This is a genomic window from Micromonospora sp. NPDC049044 (assembly GCF_040649215.1).
Taxonomy (GTDB): Bacteria; Actinomycetota; Actinomycetes; order Mycobacteriales; family Micromonosporaceae; genus Micromonospora.
In genome coordinates, this window is the sequence record NZ_JBEZFA010000050.1 from 1 (window position 1) to 17,767 (window position 17,767).

A 17,767-nucleotide genomic window follows, 5' to 3' on the forward strand; every position below is an offset into this window, starting at 1 on the left:
CGGACACGGGCGCGAGCGCGGACACGGGCGCGAGCGCGGACACGGGCGCGAGCGCGGACACGGGCGCGAGCGCGGACACGGGCGCGAGCGCGGACACGGGCGCGAGCGCGGACGTGTAGCCGGGGTCGTCAGGTGGCGGGGAAGTACTTGGCCAGGTCGTCGAGGATCTTGTTGGCGGCGCCGACACCGATGCCGGTCATCCAGACCTCGTCGGAGACGGGGTACGCCTTGCCGGCCTTGACGGCGTTGAGGCCCTTCCAGAGGGTTCCGCCGGCCACCTTGGTCTGCTCGGCGGCGGCCTTGTCGCCGTACGCGGTAACGAAGATGACGTCACCGTCGACCTCGTTGATCCGCTCGGGGCTGACCAGGTCGAAGCGCTTGTCCTCCTTGTTGGCGAGCAACTGCCGCTCGGGGCGGCCCAGGCCGGTGTCGCCGATGACGATGCCGGAGAACGAGTCGGGGCCGTACACCCGGATGTTGCCCGGGATGAACCGCACGATCGACACCTTGCGCGCGGCGGGGTCGCCGAGGGTGGCACCGAAGTCCTTGGCCCGCTTCTCGTACGCGCCGAGCAGGTCCTTTGCCTGCTGCTCGCGGCCGAGCGCCTTGCCGTCGAGGAGGAGGTTCTCCTTCCAGGTGATGCCCACCTTGTCGGTGAACACGGTAGGCGCGATGGCGGCCAGTTCGTCGTAGAACTTCTCCTGGCGGAACTTGCTGCCGAGGATGAGGTCCGGCTTCAGTGCGTTGATCGCCTCCAGGTCGGGCTCGGTGAGGACGCCTACCTCCTTGATGCCGGCGAGCTTGTCCGCGCCGAAGTAGGTAGGCCAGCTCTTGGCCTCACCGGCGGTGGCGGCGCCGACGGGTGTGATGCCCAACGAGAGCGCCGTGTCGATCTTGTCGGTGTCGAGCACGACCACCCGCTTGGGCTCCGCCGGGACCTTTGTGGTGCCCATGGCGTGGGTGATCTCCCGGGTCTCCCCGGTGGTGGTGCCGGCGACCGGGTCGCTCTCACCGCAGGCGGTGAGTCCGACGCCGAGGGCGGCGGCCGCGGCGAGAGCGGCGACGAGACGACGCATCAGATTCCTTTCGAGGGGTACGAGCCGGCGAGCGGGATCGCTTCGGCGGCGGGGGTGACCGGGCTGGCGGAGTTGCCGCCGGTGTACGCGGGCACCACAAGCGGTGCGCCGGTCACCGGGCAGGGCACGACCACGCAGGCCAGCCCGAAGACGTCGCGGACCAGGTCGGCGGTGAGGATCTCCCGGGGCGGTCCGGCGGCCACCACGGTGCCGGCGCGCATCGCGACCAGGTGGTCGGCGTAGCGGGCGGCCTGGTTCAGGTCGTGCAGCACGGCGACCACGGTGCGGCCCCGCTCGGAGCGCAGCCGGTGCAGCAGGTCCAGCACCTCCACCTGGTGGGCCAGGTCGAGGAAGGTGGTCGGCTCGTCCAGCAGCAGGGCGTCGGTGTCCTGGGCGAGGGTCATGGCGATCCACACCCGTTGCCGCTGACCGCCGGAGAGGCTGTCCACGGGCCGGTCGGCCAGGTCGGTCACGTCGGCGAGGGCCATCGCCTGGTCCACCGCCGTGCCGTCCTCCGTCGACCATTGCCGCCACCAGCGTTGGTAGGGCTGCCGGCCGCGTCCGACCAGGTCCGCCACTGTGACGCCCTCGGGTACCAGCGGGCTCTGCGGCAGGACGCCGAGGCGGCGGGCGACCTCCCGGGTCGGCAGGTCGCGGATCGCGGTGCCGTCCAGCAGCACAGTGCCTCGGCGGGGGGTGAGCAGCCGGGCCATCGTGCGCAGCAGTGTGGACTTGCCGCACGCGTTGGGGCCGACGATCACGGTGAACGCGTCGGTCGGCAGGTCCAGGTCGAGCCCGTCGAGCACGGTCCGGTCGTCGTAGCCGGCGACCAGGTCGCGGGTGGAGAGCATCACACGACTCCTTGAGGGGTCACGACGACCGCCGCCGGCCACGCAGCAGCAGGAAGATCAGGTACGGGCCACCGATCGCGGCGGTCAGCACCCCGGCGGGCAGTTGGGTGGGTGCGAACAGCCGCCGGCCGGCCAGGTCGGCAAGCACCAGCAGGAGCGCGCCGAGCAGGGCGGCGCAGACCAGTGGCGGCCGTTCGGCGCGGACCAGCCGTCGGGCCACCTGCGGGGCGACAAGCGCCACGAAGTCGACGGCGCCGACCTGGGCGGTGACCATCGCGGCGACGAGCACGCCGGTGCCGGCGAGGCCGATCCGGCGGGCCACCGGGCGCAGCCCGACGCCCCGTGCGGTGTCGTCGTCGAGTGCGGTGCTGTTCAGCGCCCAGCCGGCCCAGGCCAGCACCGGCAGCAGCACCAGCAGGGTGCCGGCGATCCAGGCGGCCTCGGTCCAGCCCTTGCCGGCGAGGGTGCCGATCAGCCAGATCTGCGCGCGCAGCCCGTCGATCGGGTCGGCGGTGAGCATGACCACCTCGGTCAGCGCCCGGAAGCCGAACGCGACAGCCACCCCGGCGAGCACGAACCGCTGTGCGGCCAGCCCGTGCCGGGCGCCGAGGGCGAACAGCAGCACCGCCGCGATCAGCCCGCCCACCAGCGCGGTGGGCGCCACCAGCACGGCGGCCATTCCGCTGGTCAGGGCCACGGTGGCGGCGAGGCCGGCGCCCTGGGTGATGCCGATGACGTCCGGGCTGGCGAGCGGGTTGCGGGCCACGCTCTGGATCAGAGTGCCGGCCACGCCGAACGCCGCGCCGGCCACCGCCGCCAGCACCACCCGTGGCAGTCGAAGGTCCAGGACAACCAGGTCGTACGGGGTGCCGGCGCCGGAGAGCGCGCGCAGGACGTCGGCCGGGGCGACGTACGGGGTGCCCAGCGAGAGGCTCAGCACGACTGCCGACAGCAGCAGCACGGTCAGCACGGCGGCCACCAGCACCGCGCGGCGGCGGATCAGCAGGCTGACCGGGCCGAGCCGCAGCAGCGACCGGCCGGCGAGCCGGGCACCACCAGCACGGGGTGGGGCGGCGACCGACGCGCCAGCCGGGCCAGCCAGACGGGGCTGGCCAGCCGCGTCGGACCGACCGGCCTTGTCGGAGGGGCGGGCGGTGGTCACGCGGTCACCACCCGGGCGCGGCGGACCAGGACGGCCAGCAGCGGCGCTCCGATCAGCGCGGTGACGATCCCGGCCGGTATCTCACCGGGCGGGGCGACCAACCGGCCGACGACGTCGGCGCCGAGCAGCAGCGCCGGGCCGAGCAGGGCGGAGACGGCGAGGGTCCAGCGGTGGTCCGCGCCGACCATGGCCCGCGCCAGGTGCGGCACGGCCAACCCGACGAAGGCGACAGGTCCGGCCGCCGCCACCGCCGCGCCGGTCAGCAGGACCGCGGCGAGGCCGCCGCCGAGCCGGACCAGACCGATGCGGTGGCCGAGGCCACGGGCCACGTCGTCGCCGAGCGCCAACGCGTCCAGGCCTCGGGCCACCAGGGCGGCGAGCAGCAGACCGGCGACGACGAACGGCAGCACCTGTGCGGTGACCGTCAGGTCGCGTCCGGCCAGCCCGCCGACCACCCAGAACCGGTACTCCTCGAAGGTGCGGGCGTCGATGCTGAGCAGCGCGTACACCCCGGAGGCCAGGCTGGCGTCGAGTGCCGCGCCGACGAGCGCGAGGGTGACCGGGCTGGCGCCCTCGCGGGCCCGGGTGGCGATGGCGAAGACCAGCAGCCCGGCGATCAGCGCGCCGACGATGCCGAACCAGACATAACCGGCGAGCGTGCCGACCCCGAAGACGGAGATGGCGAGCACCACACCGAACGACGCGCCCGCGCTGATGCCGAGGATGCGCGGCTCGGCGAGGGGGTTCCGGGTGAGCGCCTGGAACAACACACCGGCCACGGCGAGGGCCAGACCGACGGCGAGGCCGAGCGCGGTACGGGGCATCCGCAGCTCGCGCACGATGGTGGTGGCCTCGCCGCCGTCCGGTGCGACGAGGGCGTGCCAGACCTGGTCGACGCCGAGGTGTCGGCTGCCGAGCGCGAGGCTGGCGAGCACTGCCAACAGCAACACCAGGGCGGCCCCGACGGTGACGGCCAACCGCTGGCGGGTGCGGGTGCCGGACCGGCTACTGACCTGGGTCGGCCGGCTGGCGAGCGCGGTCACGAATCTCCCTGCACGATCGGGCTTAGGTTCGCCTAACCTTAGCCGACCTGCGGAAAGTGACCTAACCGGCGTGGGTCGATGCCGTCGGGGGCACTTCCGGCCCGCCCCGCGGTGGGACCGACCCGCCCAGCGAACCCCCGTCCCCGGTCGCCGCGCCCCCGCGCGGCAGCACGTTCAGCGGTCGCATCATCTCGTTGTCCTCGTGCTCCAACAGGTGACAGTGCCAGGCGTAGCGACCGGGCAGGTCGAAGCGCGCCCTGATCCGGGTCACCTCCCCGGGGTACGCGAGCACCGTGTCCATCCGGCCGCGCTCCCCCGGGTCCGGCCGCAGCCGGCCCGAGTGCCCGCGCCCGAGCAGCTCGAACTGGACCTGGTGCAGGTGGACCGGGTGCACGTGCCGGGTGAAGTTGCGCACCTCCCACTCCTCGGTGTCGCCGAGGGTGGGTTGCTCGGTCACCGGGTCGCTCCAGCGCAGCGGCAGACCCCGGCCCCGCTCGTCGAGGACGCCGAGCAGCATGATCATCGAACCGCCGGACATCCGCTCGTTGAGCGACAGGCGGCGTACCCTCTGGGCCGTTCCGAGCCGCGGCTGCGACGGCAGCCGCAGCTGCTCCGGTGGCACGCTCGGGTCGGCATCGGTCGCGTCGGTGACCACGAAGCGCAGCACCTGCCCGGTGGTCCGCGGGTCGGCCGGCGCGAAGTCCACTCCCGGTCGGCCACCGCCGTACATCCCGTCGGGACCCTCGTTGACGAGGTACAGCTCGGTGCCCGCCGGTACGTCGGTGAAGTCGACTATCGCGTCGACCCGCTGGGCGGGGCCGAGCCCCACGCGCTCGTGCGGCACCGGCTCGGGCAGGAAGCCGCCGTCGCTGCCGATCTGCCAGACCGGCAGCACCGGGCGGGCCGGCCGCGCGGTGGCGTTGGCGACCACACTGAGCAGCAGGAACCGGCTGTTGCAGCCGTTGAGCAACCGGAACCGGTAGCGCCGACGCCGCACGGTCAGGGTGGGCCAGGTCCGGCCGTTGACCACCATGGTGGCGGCCGAGAACCCGGGTATCCAGTTCGGCGGCCCGTCGTCGTCGCCGGAGTACCGCCGCGGGTAGCGCAGTTCGCCGTCGGCGGTGAAGCTGCGGTCCTGGATCATCAGCGGGATGTCGTGGGGTGCGGTGTTCGGCCCGTCTTCGCGGCCGGGTGTCGGGCCGGGCAGCACCCCGTCCGGCAGGTCGTCCCCGCCGCCGCCGAGCAGGTAGAACCCGGCCGGTCCGGCGTAGACGTTCTCGCGGGTGAGCCCGAGCGTGTGGTCGTGGTACCAGAGGGTGCAGGGCCGCTGGTCGTTCGCGTACTCGAAGGTGGCCGAGCCCGGTGCCCAACGCAGGCCGGAGTGGTCGGCGAAGCGGGACCGGAACTCGCGGTACGCGCTGCCCGCCACGGCGAAGCCGGGTGGCAGGTCGCGGGTCACCGGTAGGTACCACGCCTCGGCGTGCCCGTCGCTCTCCTGCCCGCTGTGCGCGCCGTGCAGATGCACCACCTGCGGCACCGGCCCGCGATACCCCTGTCGGCTGCCGTCCCAACGGCCGTGCCGGTCGCGGCCCTCGGTGCCACCGGCCGGGTTGGCCCAGTGCAGGGTCGGGTCCACCGGCAGCAGGTGCGGCAGGTGCTTGCCCCGCCCGTCGACGAGCTGGTTGACCCAGGTCACCCGGACCGGGCGGCCGACCCGCGCCACGATGGTGGGTGCGGGGTAGCCGAAGCTGTCGGGATGGGCGGTGGAGCCGTATCCCCACACTGTGGTGCGCGGCCACGACGGCGGCAGGATCTGTTGGCGGAACTGTCGTACCGCGATCTCGTACGTGTCGCGCTCCGGGCCTGTCGCCACCGTCGGCATGGCCGGTGGGATCCGCAGCCGTGTGACGTACTTCGGGATGTCCCCGGCGTCCAGCGGCGCCACCGCGGCGGCCGCCCGGCCGGACGCCGCCCAGCCCACCGGACCCAGTGCCGCCGCGCTGCCGGCGGCCCCGGCCGCGAGCAACCGTCGTCTGGTGACCATGCCGTACCTCCAGTTGCTCCCGATCCCGATAGAAGAAGAATGAGTTTCACGGAGCGCGCGAAGAGGTGCAGACGGCGGATCAGACCCATAAGAGGGACATACCGCACCTAGGGTGTGGACATGCGATACGACCAGCACACGGTCGTCCTGCTGGTCCGAGCGGCGGACCCGCCGGAGCTGCCGCAGGACGCGATCGACCGGTTACACGACGCGCACCTGGCCCATCAGGCCGGGCTCGTCGAGCAGGGGCTGGTGCTCGCGACCGGGCCGTTCCTGCACCCCGACGACGGGCTGCTACGGGGTTTCGTCGTGCTCTCCATCGCCCCGGACGAGGCGCGTGCCTTGTTCGCCAACGACCCGGCCGTGCGGGCCGGGCGCTTGGACGCGCGGGTGACGAGCTGGCTGGTCCCGGAGGGCAACGTGCGGTTCGAGGGCGTGCCGATGCCCCGTTCGATGCTGGAGGCGGCCGCCGGCGACTGAGCCCGCGGTCCGACTCAGCCCTCGGGGGCGGGCCGCGGCGCCGGCAGCGAAGCGTCGACCGCGGCCGCCGTGCCGACAGAAGGCCCCGGTGGCAGGTCGGCGACGGACAACACCCGTGGGCCGTCGACCGGCCCCACGATCAGGCGCAGCGCCGGAAAGCTGTCCCTGAGCATTTGTTGGCAACGCTCGCAGGGCGCCAGGATCTCGCGCCCCCGATCCCCCACCAGCACCAGCGTCTCCAGCTCGGTGACGCCCTGGGTGGCAGCGGCGCCCACGGTCACCACCTCGGCGCAGGCACCGCCGGTGACGTGGTGCACGTTCACGCCGCTGAAGACCCGGCCGTCGGCGGTCCGCGCGGCAGCGGCCCTGGTGTGCCGGGCGTTGCGGCAGCGGAGCTTGGCGACCGCCGTGGCCGCCTGCACCAGGGCCCGGTCGGTGTCGCGCATCGTCATCGTCATTCCCGGTGGCTCGTCGTCGCCCGACCCTCGTCGGGCCGGGAGCGGTCGCGGTACGCCCGCATCTTGGCCCGGCTCCCGCAGATGCTCATCGTGCACCAGCGGCTGCGCCCGGCCGGACTGTGGTCGTAGTAGACCCAGCGGCACTCGTGGGCGGCGCAGGCCTTCAGGCGTGGCCAGGTGCCGTCGGCTTCGGCGACGAGCACCACGCGACCCACCTCGGCGGTCAGCGCGGCTGCCCCGGTGAGGCCGGGCGGGGGCACCGGCCGGGCCCGGCCGTGCGCGTCGATCTCGACGGTCAGCGGCGCGTCCCGGAACAGCTCGGCGAGCGTCGTGCGGGTGGCCGGCGGCACGTCCACCCCGGCGTGGGCCTGACAGACGTCCCGCAGGGCCTCGCGGAGGCGGCGTACCGCGGCCAGTTCGTCCCCGGTCCGGGTTGGTGCCGGCAGGTCGTGCGCCGCGCAGAAGGCGACCAGGTCGTCGACGCCGACCAGCGTGTCGCGTCCCGCCTCGATGTCGACGGTGTTGGCGAGGTCCTGCACGAGAGCGAGCGGCCCCGGGGCAGGCACGCGGTCGCCGGGCTGTCGCATGCGCAGACATTACCGCTGTGGCAGCATCACCGGTAACCGTTACCACAAGGAGGCCGGCATATGGTTACGCCCACCGCTAATGTGCTCCGCCGCAACCGGGACTTCCGCCGGTTCTGGGCCGGCCACACCGCGTCGGTGGTAGGTTCGCAGGTGACCGCCGTGGCACTGCCCCTGTTGGCGTCGTTGACCCTCGACGCGGGCGCCAGCGGGGTCGCCGTGATCGCGACCGCGTCGTACCTGCCGAACCTGCTGCTGCCGCTGCTGGTCGGGCACTGGCTGGAGCGCCGTCGTCGGCGACCGGTGATGATCGCCGCCGACCTGGTACGGGCCGCCACGCTGGCCGTGGTGCCGGTGGCCCACTTCGCAGGACTCCTCTCGGTGCCGCTGCTGGTGGCGGTCGCCCTCGTCGTCGGCGCGGCCAGCGTGGTGTTCGAGATCGGCAGCTTCGCGTACGTGCCGTCGCTTGTGGACGACCCGGACCTCGCCGACGCCAACCGGGCCACGCAGGGCTCCACCACCGCCGCCCAGGTGGCCGGGCCGGGTCTCGCCGGTGGCCTCACCCAGCTCGCCGGGCCACCGCTGGCCGTCGCCCTGGACGCGGTGAGCTACCTGGCCAGCGCGATCGGTGTGGCAGGCGCCCGTCGTGCCGAACCCGAGCCGCCGCGCGAGGACAGCTCAGGCATCCTCGACGGGCTCCGGGCCATCGCCGCGAATCCGTGGCTGCGGGCGCTCACCACGCACGCCACGATCTACAACGCCGCGTCGCAGGTCGTCACAGTCAACCTGGTCGTCCTCATGGTCACCGACCGAGGACTCGGCCCCGGCCTGTTCGGGTTGGCGCTCAGCGCCGGCGGGGCCGGCGCGCTCGTCGGCACCCTCGCCTCGACCCGGTTGGCGGACCGGCTCGGCTACGGCCGGGCGTTCGCCGCGGCCCTGATGTTGTCCACGGGCACACCCCTGCTCATCGCGGCGCTGCCCGGCTCCGGCGGAGCGCTCGCCGCCGGGCTCGCCTGCGTGCAGTTCACCGCCGGGATCGGCCTCGGAGTGGCGAACGTCCTCTCGGTGACCCTGCGCCAGGTGGTCATCCCCCAGGGCAACCTGGCCCGCAGCAACGGGGGTTACAGGGTGTTGATCTACGGGGCACTCCCGCTGGGCAGCGCCCTCGGCGGGGTGCTGGGCCAGACGGTGGGCAGCCGGACAGCTGTCGCGGTCGGCGCCGCCGGGTTCGTCGTCTCGGCCGTACCCATGCTGACCCGACGGATCCGCGGACTGCGCACCCCGCAGCAGGCGCGACCCGGGACGGCCGGGGTCGCGCCTGCGGCTCGGGCCTCGGCGGACGGCCCTCCGGCAGGCCTGCGGCGGTAACCCAGGGGCGGTACGCCGCCGGGCTGCCTATCCTTGGGCACGACATGCAGAATCCAACCGCCTCCGCCGCGACCGATCCCGTTCGCGAGCTGCACCGCCGCCTGACCCCTCTGATGTTCCGCGACCAGCGCCGGCTCCAGCGGCGCCTCGACGGCGCCCGCAAGCTGCGCGACCCGCAGCGGCGCGAGGCTGCGCTGGCCGAGATCACCGCCGACGTGGTCCAGGCCGAACAGCGACTCGCCACCCGCCGAGCGGCGGTGCCGGTGATCACGTACCCGGCAGGGTTGCCGGTAAGTGAGCGCAAGGACGACCTGGCCGCCGCCATCCGCGATCACCAGGTGGTGATCGTGGCGGGCGAGACCGGCTCCGGCAAGACCACCCAGATCCCCAAGATCTGTCTGGAGTTGGGGCGGGGCATCAACGGCCTGATCGGGCACACCCAGCCCCGGCGGTTGGCCGCCCGGACGGTGGCCGACCGGATCGCCGACGAGCTGGGCACCGAGTTGGGCGACGTGGTCGGCTACAAGGTGCGCTTCACCGATCAGGTGAGCGAGCGCAGCCTGGTGAAGCTGATGACCGACGGCATCCTGCTCGCCGAGTTGCAGACCGACCGGATGCTGCGCCAGTACGACACGTTGATCATCGATGAGGCGCACGAGCGCAGCCTCAACATCGACTTCATCCTCGGGTACCTGCGGGAGCTGCTGCCCCGCCGACCCGACCTCAAGGTGATCATCACCTCGGCGACGATCGAGACCGACCGGTTCGCCCGGCACTTCGCCGGGCCCCCCACCTCCGACGAGCCGGACGGGGTGCCGGCGCCGGTGGTCGAGGTCTCCGGCCGCACCTACCCGGTGGAGGTGCGCTACCGGCCGTTGCTGGAGGTCGCCGAGGGCGAGGAGGACGGCGACGGCGACGAGGAGAACGTCCGCGACCAGATCCAGGCGATCGGCGACGCCGTCGAGGAGCTGGCCGCCGAGGGCCCCGGCGACATCCTGGTCTTCCTCAGCGGCGAGCGGGAGATCCGCGACACCGCCGACGCGCTGGGCAAGTTGGTGCAGACCAAGCGCTCGCTGCTCGGCACCGAGATCCTGCCGCTGTACGCACGGCTGTCCAGCGCCGAGCAGCACCGCGTCTTCGCCGCGCACAGCTCGCGGCGGGTGGTGCTCGCCACCAACGTGGCGGAGACCTCGCTGACAGTGCCCGGCATCAAGTACGTGGTGGACCCGGGCACCGCCCGCATCTCCCGCTACTCCAGCCGGCTCAAGGTGCAGCGGCTGCCGATCGAGCCGGTCTCCCAGGCGTCGGCCAACCAGCGCAAGGGCCGCTGTGGGCGTACCTCGGACGGCATCTGCATCCGCCTCTACGACGAGCAGGACTTCCTGTCCCGGCCCGAGTTCACCGACCCGGAGATCCTGCGTACCAACCTGGCCTCGGTGATCCTCCAGATGACCGCGATCGGGCTCGGCGACCTGGCCGCGTTCCCGTTCATCGACCCACCGGACAAGCGCAACATCACCGACGGCGTCAACCTCCTGCACGAGTTGGGCGCGTTGGACCCGACCGAGGCCGACCCGGCCAAGCGGCTCACCGCGCTGGGCCGGCGGCTGGCCCAGTTGCCTGTCGACCCCCGGCTGGCCCGGATGGTGGTCGAGGGCGAACGCAACGGCTGCGCCACCGAGGTGCTGGTGATCGCCGCCGCGCTCTCCATCCAGGACCCGCGGGAGCGGCCGGCGGAGAAGCAGGCCCAGGCCGACCAGGCGCACGCCCGGTTCGCCGACAAGGAGTCCGACTTCGTCGCCTACCTCAACCTGTGGCGCTACCTGCGCGAGCAGCAGCGCGAGCTGTCCTCTAGCGCGTTCCGCCGGATGTGCAAGGCGGAGTACCTGAACTACCTGCGGATCCGCGAGTGGCAGGACATCGTCAGCCAACTGCGCCAGGTGCTGCGTACCCCTGGGGAAGGCGACCGGCGTGGTGGGCGGCCGGCGCGCGACACCGCCGACGGCGCGGACGCCGGCCGGGGTGCGGGCCGCCGGGGTGGCGCGGACCTGCCGGAGGAGATCGACACCCCGAAGGTGCACCAGTCGCTGCTGCCCGGCCTGCTGTCGCACATCGGCCTGAAGGACGCCCAGAAACACGAGTACCTGGGGGCGCGGGGCGCGAAGTTCGCCATCTTCCCCGGGTCGGCGCTGTTCAAGAAGCCGCCGCGCTGGGTGATGGCCGCCGAGCTGGTGGAGACCTCGCGACTCTGGGCCCGCATCGCCGGCCGGGTCGAGCCGGAGTGGGTCGAACCGTTGGCGCAGCACCTGGTCAAGCGCAGCTACAGCGAACCGCACTGGGAGAAGAAGCAGGCCGCGGTGATGGCCTACGAGAAGGTCACCCTGTACGGCGTTCCGCTCGTCACCTCTCGCAAGGTGAACTTCGGTCGGATCGACCCGGCGTTGAGCCGGGAGCTGTTCATCAGGCACGCCCTCGTCGAGGGCGACTGGCAGACCCATCACCAGTTCTGGGCGGACAACAAACGGCTGCTCGGCGAGATCGAGGAGTTGGAGAGCCGGGCGCGACGCCGCGACATCCTTGTCGACGACGAGACCATCTTCGGTTTTTACGACAAGCGGATCCCCGCCGACGTGTCGTCCGGCCGGCACTTCGACAGCTGGTGGAAGAAGACCCGCCGGGAGCAGCCCGACCTGCTCACCTTCACCCGCGACCTGCTTGTCAACGACGGTCGACAAGGGGTGGACGAGGAGGACTACCCGGACGAGTGGCAGGCCGACGGGGTGCGCCTGCCACTCACCTACCGGTTCGAGCCGGGCACGCCGGACGACGGCGTCACAGTCGACATCCCGCTGCCCCTGCTCAACCAGGTGCCGGCGGAGAGCTTCGACTGGCAGGTGCCGGGCCTGCGCGAGGAGACGGTCATCGCGCTGATCCGCTCGCTGCCCAAGGCGATCCGCCGCAACTTCGTGCCGGTGCCGGACTACGCCCGCGCCGCCCTCGCGACGATCACCCCCGGCGAGACGTCGTTGCTGGACGCGCTCACCCGTGAACTGCGCCGGATGACCGGGGTGACAGTGCCCCGCGACGCCTGGGAACCGGACAAGTTGCCAGCCCACCTGCGGGTGACGTTCCGCATTCTGGGCGACGACGACAAGCCGGTCGCCGAGGGCAAGAACCTGCCGGCCCTGCAACGTCAACTCCGCCAGGAGGTACGCCAGGTGGTGGCGGCCGCCGCGCCGGAGGTGGCGCGGACCGGGCTGCGCGAGTGGAGCATCGGCACGCTGCCCCGGACCATCGAGCAGGTCCGCGCCGGCTACGCGGTGACCGCGTACCCGGCGCTTGTCGACGAGGGCGCCACGGTCGGGGTGAAGGTGTTCGACTCCCCCGCCGAGGCGGAGGCGGCCCACTGGGCCGGCACCCGCCGCCTGTTGCGCCTCACCGTGCCGTCCCCGGCCCGGTTCCTGCAGGGCCGGCTGAGCAACGAGGCGAAGCTGGCGCTCAGCCGCAACCCGCACGGCGGCGTACAGCAGCTGATCGAGGACGCGGCGGGCGCGGCCATCGACCGGCTGATCGGCGACGCCGGTGGGCCGGCCTGGGACGCCGAGGGGTTCGCGGCGCTACGCGAGAAGGTCCGCGCCGACCTGGTCGACACAGTGGTCGAGGTGATGGACCGGGTCCGCAAGGTCCTCGCCGCCGCGTACACCGTCGAGCAGCGCCTCGGTGCCACCCGCAACCTCGCCGTGGTGGCCGCGCTCGCCGACATCCGCAAGCAGCTCGCCGGGCTGGTGCACGCGGGTTTCATCACCGAGACCGGGTACGCCCGCCTGCCCGACCTGCTGCGCTATCTCACCGCCATCGAGCGCCGACTGGACCGCCTCGGCGGCAATCCGCAGCGGGACCGCCAGCAGCAGGACCGCGTCGCGGTGGTGCAGAAGGAGTACCAGGACATGCTGGCCAACCTGCCGCCGGCCCGTCGGCAGGAGACAGCCGTCCGGCAGATCCGCTGGATGATCGAGGAGTTGCGGGTGAACGTGTTCGCGCAGGCGCTCGGCACCCCGTACCCCGTCTCCGAACAGCGGATCTACCGCGCGATGGACGACGCGGAGGGTCGCTGACCGCCCGCTCAGGTCAGCGGCTCCACGCCCGGCGGCAGCTCGCCCCGGTCGATGGCCGACTGGATGTAGTCCAGCAGGATGCGGCGCAGTTCCCGGCCGGCGTGGGTGGGCACGATGTCGCGGCGGCGGGCCACCGCGATGGTCCGCCGCACCCCGGGCGGGGCGAGCGGGGTGATCCGCACGCCCGGTCGGCGGGCCAGCACGATGCCGGGCACGAGCGCGATGCCGAGCCCCGCCTCGACGAAGCTGAGCACCGCGTCCATCTCGCCGCCGTCCACCGCGAAGCTCGGTTCGAAGCCCGCCTCGCGGCATGCCTGGATGGTGGCGTCGCGCAGGTCGTAGCCCTCCCGGAACATCACCATCGGCTGGTCGCGCAGGTCGGTGATGTGCAGTTCGCCGGTCACCGAGGCGGTCGGCACCTCCCCCACCGAGGCCACCACCAGGCTCTCCCGCAGGATCGGGTCGACCCGTAGCCCGGGGTCGGCGCCCTGGGCCGGCATGATGATCAGCGCCAGGTCGAGGTCGCCGCGGAGCAGGTCGCGGACCAGGTCCTGGGAGCCGCCCTCCTCGACGCGCAGGTCGATGGTGGGGTGCGCGTCGCGGAACCGGCGCAGCACCGGCGGTGCGAGCGAGGTGGCCAGGCTGGGGGTGGCGCCGAGTCGGACCCGGCCCCGGCGCAGCCCGACCAGCTCCTGCACCTCCCGGGTCGCGGTCTCCACGTCGGCGAGGATCCGGGTGGCCAACGGCAGCAGCACCTCACCCGCGGCGGTGAGCGCGATGTTGCCCCTTACCCGCTCGAACAACGGGGCCCCGAGGTCGGCCTCCAGGGCGTGAATTTGCTTACTGAGAGAAGGCTGAGTAATGCCGACGATGTCGGCGGCTTGGGTGAAATGTCGTACTTCGGCCACCGCAACGAAGTACCGGAGCTGATGGAGCTGCATCTACATAGCCTACGGCTATCAACGCTGCTCGTTTGATGCATTGGACGACTGATCGAAGTGCTCCTAGCGTCGGTCTCGTGGTAATGACGAAAACTCGGTCGCCCATCCGCTCGAACGTCGGCCTCAAGGCCGTCATGGCGGTGACGGGCATCCTCCTGGTGCTCTTCCTGATCGCGCACATGCTCGGGAACCTGAAGGTGTTCACGGGGGAAACCTCGTTCGACCACTACGCGCACTGGCTGCGCGACATCGGCAAGCCACTGCTGCCCGGTGTCTGGTTCCTGTGGATCCTGCGCGCCGTGCTCACGGTGGCCGTCGTCGCCCACATCGTGGCCGCCACCGTGCTGGCCCGGCGCGCCCGCGCGGCCCGCCCGGTCAAGTACGCCCACCGCAAGAAGGTCAACGGCAGCTACGCCGCCCGCACGATGCGCTGGGGTGGCGTGATCATCCTGCTCTTCGTGATCTACCACCTGCTGGACCTGACCACCGGCACGCTGAACCCGGTCGGCAACGAGAGCAAGCCGTACGGCAACGTCGTCGCCGACTTCGCGCCGGAGCGCTGGTACGTCACGCTCTTCTACACCCTCGCCATCCTCGCGGTCGGCTTCCACCTGCGCCACGGCGCGTTCAGCGCGTTCCGCAGCCTCGGCCAGCAGACACCGCGTGGCGAGCGCCGGGCGCGCGTCGCGGCGCTGGTCTTCGCCGTGCTGCTCTGCGCCGGATACCTGGTGGTCCCGTTCGCCGTACTCACCGGATTGGTGTCCTGACATGGAACTCTTCACCGAGGGCGACCCGATCGCCGACACCAGGGCTCCCGCCGGCCCGGTCGAGAAGCGCTGGGAGACCCGACGCTTCGAGGCCAAGCTGGTCAACCCGGCCAACCGCCGCAAGATGACGGTGATCGTGGTCGGCACCGGCCTGGCCGGCGGCTCGGCCGCCGCCACCCTGGCCGAGCAGGGCTACCACGTGAAGTCCTACTGCTACCAGGACAGCCCGCGCCGGGCCCACTCCATCGCGGCCCAGGGCGGCATCAACGCGGCGAAGAACTACCGCAACGACGGCGACTCCGTACACCGGCTCTTCTACGACACCGTCAAGGGCGGCGACTTCCGCTCCCGGGAGTCGAACGTGCACCGGCTGGCCGAGGTCTCGGTCAACATCATCGACCAGTGCGTCGCCCAGGGTGTGCCGTTCGCCCGCGAGTACGGCGGTCTGCTGGACACCCGCTCCTTCGGTGGCGCCCAGGTGCAGCGCACCTTCTACGCCCGGGGCCAGACGGGTCAGCAGCTGCTGCTCGGCGCGTACCAGGCCCTGGAGCGGCAGATCGGCCTGGGCAACGTGGAGATGAACGCCCGCCACGAGATGCTGGAACTGGTCCTCGTCGACGGCAAGGCCCGCGGCATCGTCGTGCGGGACCTGGTCACCGGCGAGATCAGCACCGAGATGGCCGACGCCGTGGTGCTCGCCTCCGGCGGCTACGGCAACGTCTTCTACCTCTCCACGAACGCCAAGGGCTGCAACGTCACCGCCACCTGGCGGGCGCACCGCAAGGGCGCGTACTTCGCCAACCCCTGCTACACCCAGATCCACCCGACCTGCATCCCGGTCTCCGGCGACCACCAGTCGAAGCTGACCCTGATGAGCGAGTCGCTGCGCAACGACGGCCGGGTCTGGGTGCCGAAGGCCAAGGGCGACGAGCGCAGCCCGAAGGACATTCCCGAGGACGAGCGGGACTACTACCTGGAGCGGATCTACCCCTCCTTCGGCAACCTGGTCCCCCGGGACATCGCCTCCCGCGCCGCGAAGAACGTCTGCGACGAGGGCCGGGGCGTCGGACCGACCAAGCTCGGCGTCTACCTCGACTTCGCCGACGCGATCAACCGGCTCGGCCGCAAGGCCATCGAGGCCAAGTACGGCAACCTCTTCGAGATGTACGAGCGGATCACCGGCGAGGACCCGTACGAGGTGCCGATGCGGATCTACCCCGCCGTGCACTACACGATGGGCGGCCTGTGGGTCGACTACGACCTCCAGTCGAACATCCCCGGCCTGTTCGTGATCGGCGAGGCGAACTTCTCCGACCACGGCGCCAACCGGCTCGGCGCCTCGGCGCTGATGCAGGGCCTTGCCGACGGCTACTTCGTGCTGCCCACCACCATCGCCAACTACCTGGCCTCCGGCCCCCTCGACACTGTCGACGCCAGTCACCCGGCGGCGGTCGAGGCCCGCACCGACGTGGAGAACCGCGTCCAGCGGCTGCTCGCCGTCAACGGCGACCGGACTGTGGACTCGTTCCACCGGGAGCTGGGCCAGATCATGTGGGAGCACTGCGGCATGGAGCGCTCCGACGCCGGCCTGCGCAAGGCGATCGGCGAGATCCGCGACCTGCGCGAGGCGTTCTGGCAGCGGGTCAAGGTATCCGGCACCGGCGAGGAACTGAACCAGTCGCTGGAGAAGGCCGGCCGCGTCGCCGACTTCTTCGAGCTGGCCGAGCTGATGTGCATCGACGCCCTGCACCGCGAGGAGTCCTGCGGCGGCCACTTCCGGGCCGAGCACCAGACCCCCGACGGGGAGGCGCAGCGCGACGACGACCGGTTCGCGTACGTGGCGGCCTGGGAGTTCACCGCGACCGGTGAGCCCTCGGTGCTGCACAAGGAAGACCTGAAGTTCGAATACGTCCACCCGACGCAGCGGAGCTACAAGTGAACCTGACCCTGCGCATCTGGCGCCAGAAGGGCCCTGAGGACAAGGGTCGGATGGTGACCTACCCGGTCGACGACGTGTCCCCGGACATGTCGTTCCTGGAGATGCTCGACGTGCTCAACGAGCGGCTCATCCTCGCCGGCGAGGACCCGGTCGCCTTCGACCACGACTGCCGCGAGGGCATCTGCGGCATGTGCGGCCTGATGATCAACGGTGACGCGCACGGGCCGCAGCGCGGCACCACCGCGTGCCAGCTGCACATGCGGCAGTTCAAGGACGGCGAGACGATCGACATCGAGCCGTGGCGGGCCAGCGCCTTCCCGGTCGTCAAGGACCTGGTCGTGAACCGGAGCGCCTTCGACAAGATCATCGCGGCGGGCGGCTACATCACCGCCCCGACCGGCAGTGCACCCGAGGCGCACTCCACCCCGGTCGCCAAGGCCAACGCGGACGCCGCCTTCGAGTCGGCGGCCTGCATCGGCTGCGGCGCGTGCGTGGCGGCCTGCCCGAACGGCTCCGGCATGCTCTTCACCGCCGCCAAGCTCACCCAGCTCTCGCTGCTGCCGCAGGGCCAGCCCGAGCGGTACACCCGGGTCATCGGCATGGTCGACGCGCACGACGAGGCCGGCTTCGGCGGCTGCACCAACGCCGGCGAATGCACCCCGGCCTGCCCGAAGGGCATCCCGCTGAACACCATCGGCCGCCTCAACCGCGACTACCTCGCCGCCACCGCCAAGGGAGCCGACAACACCCCCGGTTCCTGAAGCCACCGCACCTGGCAGGCCGCCGTGCCCTCTCGGGTACGGCGGCCTGCGCTCTGTGCGGAGTCAGGCGGCGCGACGCAGCCGCCCGATGATCCACTCGGATTTCAGGAAGTCGGGCTGTCACAGCGCCTCGGACACCGCGACTTCAAGGAACCCGAGTCGATCAACTCCATGCCCC

Annotated in this window: 14 protein-coding genes; 6 read left to right on the forward strand and 8 right to left on the reverse strand. The window is 72.0% G+C overall.

Annotation, left to right across the window (positions count from 1 at the left end; translation table 11 throughout):
- Window positions 1-128: 128 nt before the first annotated feature.
- The 5 genes from AB0B85_RS29815 to AB0B85_RS29835 all read right to left on the reverse strand — a co-directional run bounded on the left by AB0B85_RS29815 (window position 129) and on the right by AB0B85_RS29835 (window position 6,176).
- Window positions 129-1,076 (reverse strand): iron-siderophore ABC transporter substrate-binding protein, encoded by a 948-nt coding sequence (locus AB0B85_RS29815; protein WP_357412448.1) that lies wholly within the window; start codon window positions 1,074-1,076, stop codon window positions 129-131.
- On the reverse strand, window positions 1,076-1,927 hold the full coding sequence (locus tag AB0B85_RS29820; RefSeq protein ID WP_357412450.1) for an ABC transporter ATP-binding protein: 852 nt from the start codon (window positions 1,925-1,927) through the stop codon (window positions 1,076-1,078). The genes AB0B85_RS29815 and AB0B85_RS29820 overlap by 1 nt, the downstream gene beginning before the upstream one ends.
- A 19-nt stretch (window positions 1,928-1,946) precedes the next feature.
- A complete protein-coding gene (locus AB0B85_RS29825; protein ID WP_357412452.1) occupies window positions 1,947-3,089 on the reverse strand; it encodes an iron ABC transporter permease in 1,143 nt (380 codons plus the stop codon).
- Window positions 3,086-4,132, reverse strand: coding sequence for an iron ABC transporter permease (locus AB0B85_RS29830; RefSeq protein WP_357412454.1), 1,047 nt, complete (start codon window positions 4,130-4,132; stop codon window positions 3,086-3,088). The genes AB0B85_RS29825 and AB0B85_RS29830 overlap by 4 nt, the downstream gene beginning before the upstream one ends.
- Window positions 4,133-4,193: 61 nt before the next feature.
- Window positions 4,194-6,176 (reverse strand): multicopper oxidase domain-containing protein, encoded by a 1,983-nt coding sequence (locus AB0B85_RS29835; RefSeq protein ID WP_357412456.1) that lies wholly within the window; start codon window positions 6,174-6,176, stop codon window positions 4,194-4,196.
- A gap of 120 nt (window positions 6,177-6,296) precedes the next feature.
- Here AB0B85_RS29835 and AB0B85_RS29840 point away from each other — a divergent pair, with 120 nt between their 5' ends.
- Window positions 6,297-6,656 carry a YciI family protein gene (locus tag AB0B85_RS29840; protein WP_357412458.1) on the forward strand — a complete coding sequence of 120 codons (360 nt, stop codon included), beginning with the start codon at window positions 6,297-6,299 and terminating at the stop codon, window positions 6,654-6,656.
- Between the two features lie 14 nt (window positions 6,657-6,670).
- Here AB0B85_RS29840 and AB0B85_RS29845 read toward each other — a convergent pair whose 3' ends face one another.
- The gene (locus AB0B85_RS29845) at window positions 6,671-7,108 is read right to left on the reverse strand and encodes a cytidine deaminase (RefSeq protein ID WP_357412460.1); all 438 of its coding nucleotides are present in this window, start codon (window positions 7,106-7,108) and stop codon (window positions 6,671-6,673) included.
- Window positions 7,109-7,110: 2 nt separating this feature from the next.
- The gene (locus AB0B85_RS29850) at window positions 7,111-7,701 is read right to left on the reverse strand and encodes a CGNR zinc finger domain-containing protein (RefSeq protein ID WP_357412462.1); all 591 of its coding nucleotides are present in this window, start codon (window positions 7,699-7,701) and stop codon (window positions 7,111-7,113) included.
- A 60-nt stretch (window positions 7,702-7,761) separates the two neighbouring features.
- Here AB0B85_RS29850 and AB0B85_RS29855 point away from each other — a divergent pair, with 60 nt between their 5' ends.
- On the forward strand, window positions 7,762-9,066 hold the full coding sequence (locus tag AB0B85_RS29855) for an MFS transporter (protein ID WP_357412464.1): 1,305 nt from the start codon (window positions 7,762-7,764) through the stop codon (window positions 9,064-9,066).
- Between the two features lie 44 nt (window positions 9,067-9,110).
- Complete coding sequence (hrpA, locus tag AB0B85_RS29860; protein WP_357412466.1) at window positions 9,111-13,181, forward strand: ATP-dependent RNA helicase HrpA; 4,071 nt, start codon at window positions 9,111-9,113, stop codon at window positions 13,179-13,181.
- An 8-nt stretch (window positions 13,182-13,189) separates the two neighbouring features.
- On the opposite strand, the gene AB0B85_RS29865 is transcribed toward hrpA, so the two are convergent.
- On the reverse strand, window positions 13,190-14,122 hold the full coding sequence (locus tag AB0B85_RS29865; RefSeq protein ID WP_357412469.1) for a LysR family transcriptional regulator: 933 nt from the start codon (window positions 14,120-14,122) through the stop codon (window positions 13,190-13,192).
- A gap of 83 nt (window positions 14,123-14,205) precedes the next feature.
- Here AB0B85_RS29865 and AB0B85_RS29870 point away from each other — a divergent pair, with 83 nt between their 5' ends.
- From AB0B85_RS29870 to AB0B85_RS29880, 3 genes are read left to right on the forward strand one after another with little or no spacing between them, the layout of a single operon-like run.
- Window positions 14,206-14,889, forward strand: coding sequence for a succinate dehydrogenase cytochrome b subunit (locus AB0B85_RS29870; RefSeq protein ID WP_357412471.1), 684 nt, complete (start codon window positions 14,206-14,208; stop codon window positions 14,887-14,889).
- Window position 14,890: 1 nt separating this feature from the next.
- The gene (locus tag AB0B85_RS29875) at window positions 14,891-16,828 is read left to right on the forward strand and encodes a fumarate reductase/succinate dehydrogenase flavoprotein subunit (RefSeq protein WP_357412473.1); all 1,938 of its coding nucleotides are present in this window, start codon (window positions 14,891-14,893) and stop codon (window positions 16,826-16,828) included.
- Entirely contained in the window at window positions 16,825-17,589 is a 765-nt protein-coding gene (locus tag AB0B85_RS29880) for a succinate dehydrogenase/fumarate reductase iron-sulfur subunit (RefSeq protein ID WP_124777088.1), read from the forward strand. The genes AB0B85_RS29875 and AB0B85_RS29880 overlap by 4 nt, the downstream gene beginning before the upstream one ends.
- Window positions 17,590-17,767 lie beyond the last annotated feature (178 nt).

What these genes read in the sequence shown, in the direction of transcription:
- AB0B85_RS29820 (WP_357412450.1), bottom strand. Translation starts at nt 1,927, where the DNA reads ATGCTCTCCACCCGCGACCTGGTCGCCGGCTACGACGACCGGACCGTG.
- AB0B85_RS29840 (WP_357412458.1), top strand. Translation starts at nt 6,297, where the DNA reads ATGCGATACGACCAGCACACGGTCGTCCTGCTGGTCCGAGCGGCGGAC.
- AB0B85_RS29850 (WP_357412462.1), bottom strand. Translation starts at nt 7,701, where the DNA reads ATGCGACAGCCCGGCGACCGCGTGCCTGCCCCGGGGCCGCTCGCTCTC.
- AB0B85_RS29875 (WP_357412473.1), top strand. Translation starts at nt 14,891, where the DNA reads ATGGAACTCTTCACCGAGGGCGACCCGATCGCCGACACCAGGGCTCCC.
- AB0B85_RS29865 (WP_357412469.1), bottom strand. Translation starts at nt 14,122, where the DNA reads ATGCAGCTCCATCAGCTCCGGTACTTCGTTGCGGTGGCCGAAGTACGA.
- AB0B85_RS29855 (WP_357412464.1), top strand. Translation starts at nt 7,762, where the DNA reads ATGGTTACGCCCACCGCTAATGTGCTCCGCCGCAACCGGGACTTCCGC.
- AB0B85_RS29845 (WP_357412460.1), bottom strand. Translation starts at nt 7,108, where the DNA reads ATGACGATGCGCGACACCGACCGGGCCCTGGTGCAGGCGGCCACGGCG.
- AB0B85_RS29815 (WP_357412448.1), bottom strand. Translation starts at nt 1,076, where the DNA reads ATGCGTCGTCTCGTCGCCGCTCTCGCCGCGGCCGCCGCCCTCGGCGTC.
- AB0B85_RS29870 (WP_357412471.1), top strand. Translation starts at nt 14,206, where the DNA reads ATGACGAAAACTCGGTCGCCCATCCGCTCGAACGTCGGCCTCAAGGCC.
- hrpA (WP_357412466.1), top strand. Translation starts at nt 9,111, where the DNA reads ATGCAGAATCCAACCGCCTCCGCCGCGACCGATCCCGTTCGCGAGCTG.
- AB0B85_RS29835 (WP_357412456.1), bottom strand. Translation starts at nt 6,176, where the DNA reads ATGGTCACCAGACGACGGTTGCTCGCGGCCGGGGCCGCCGGCAGCGCG.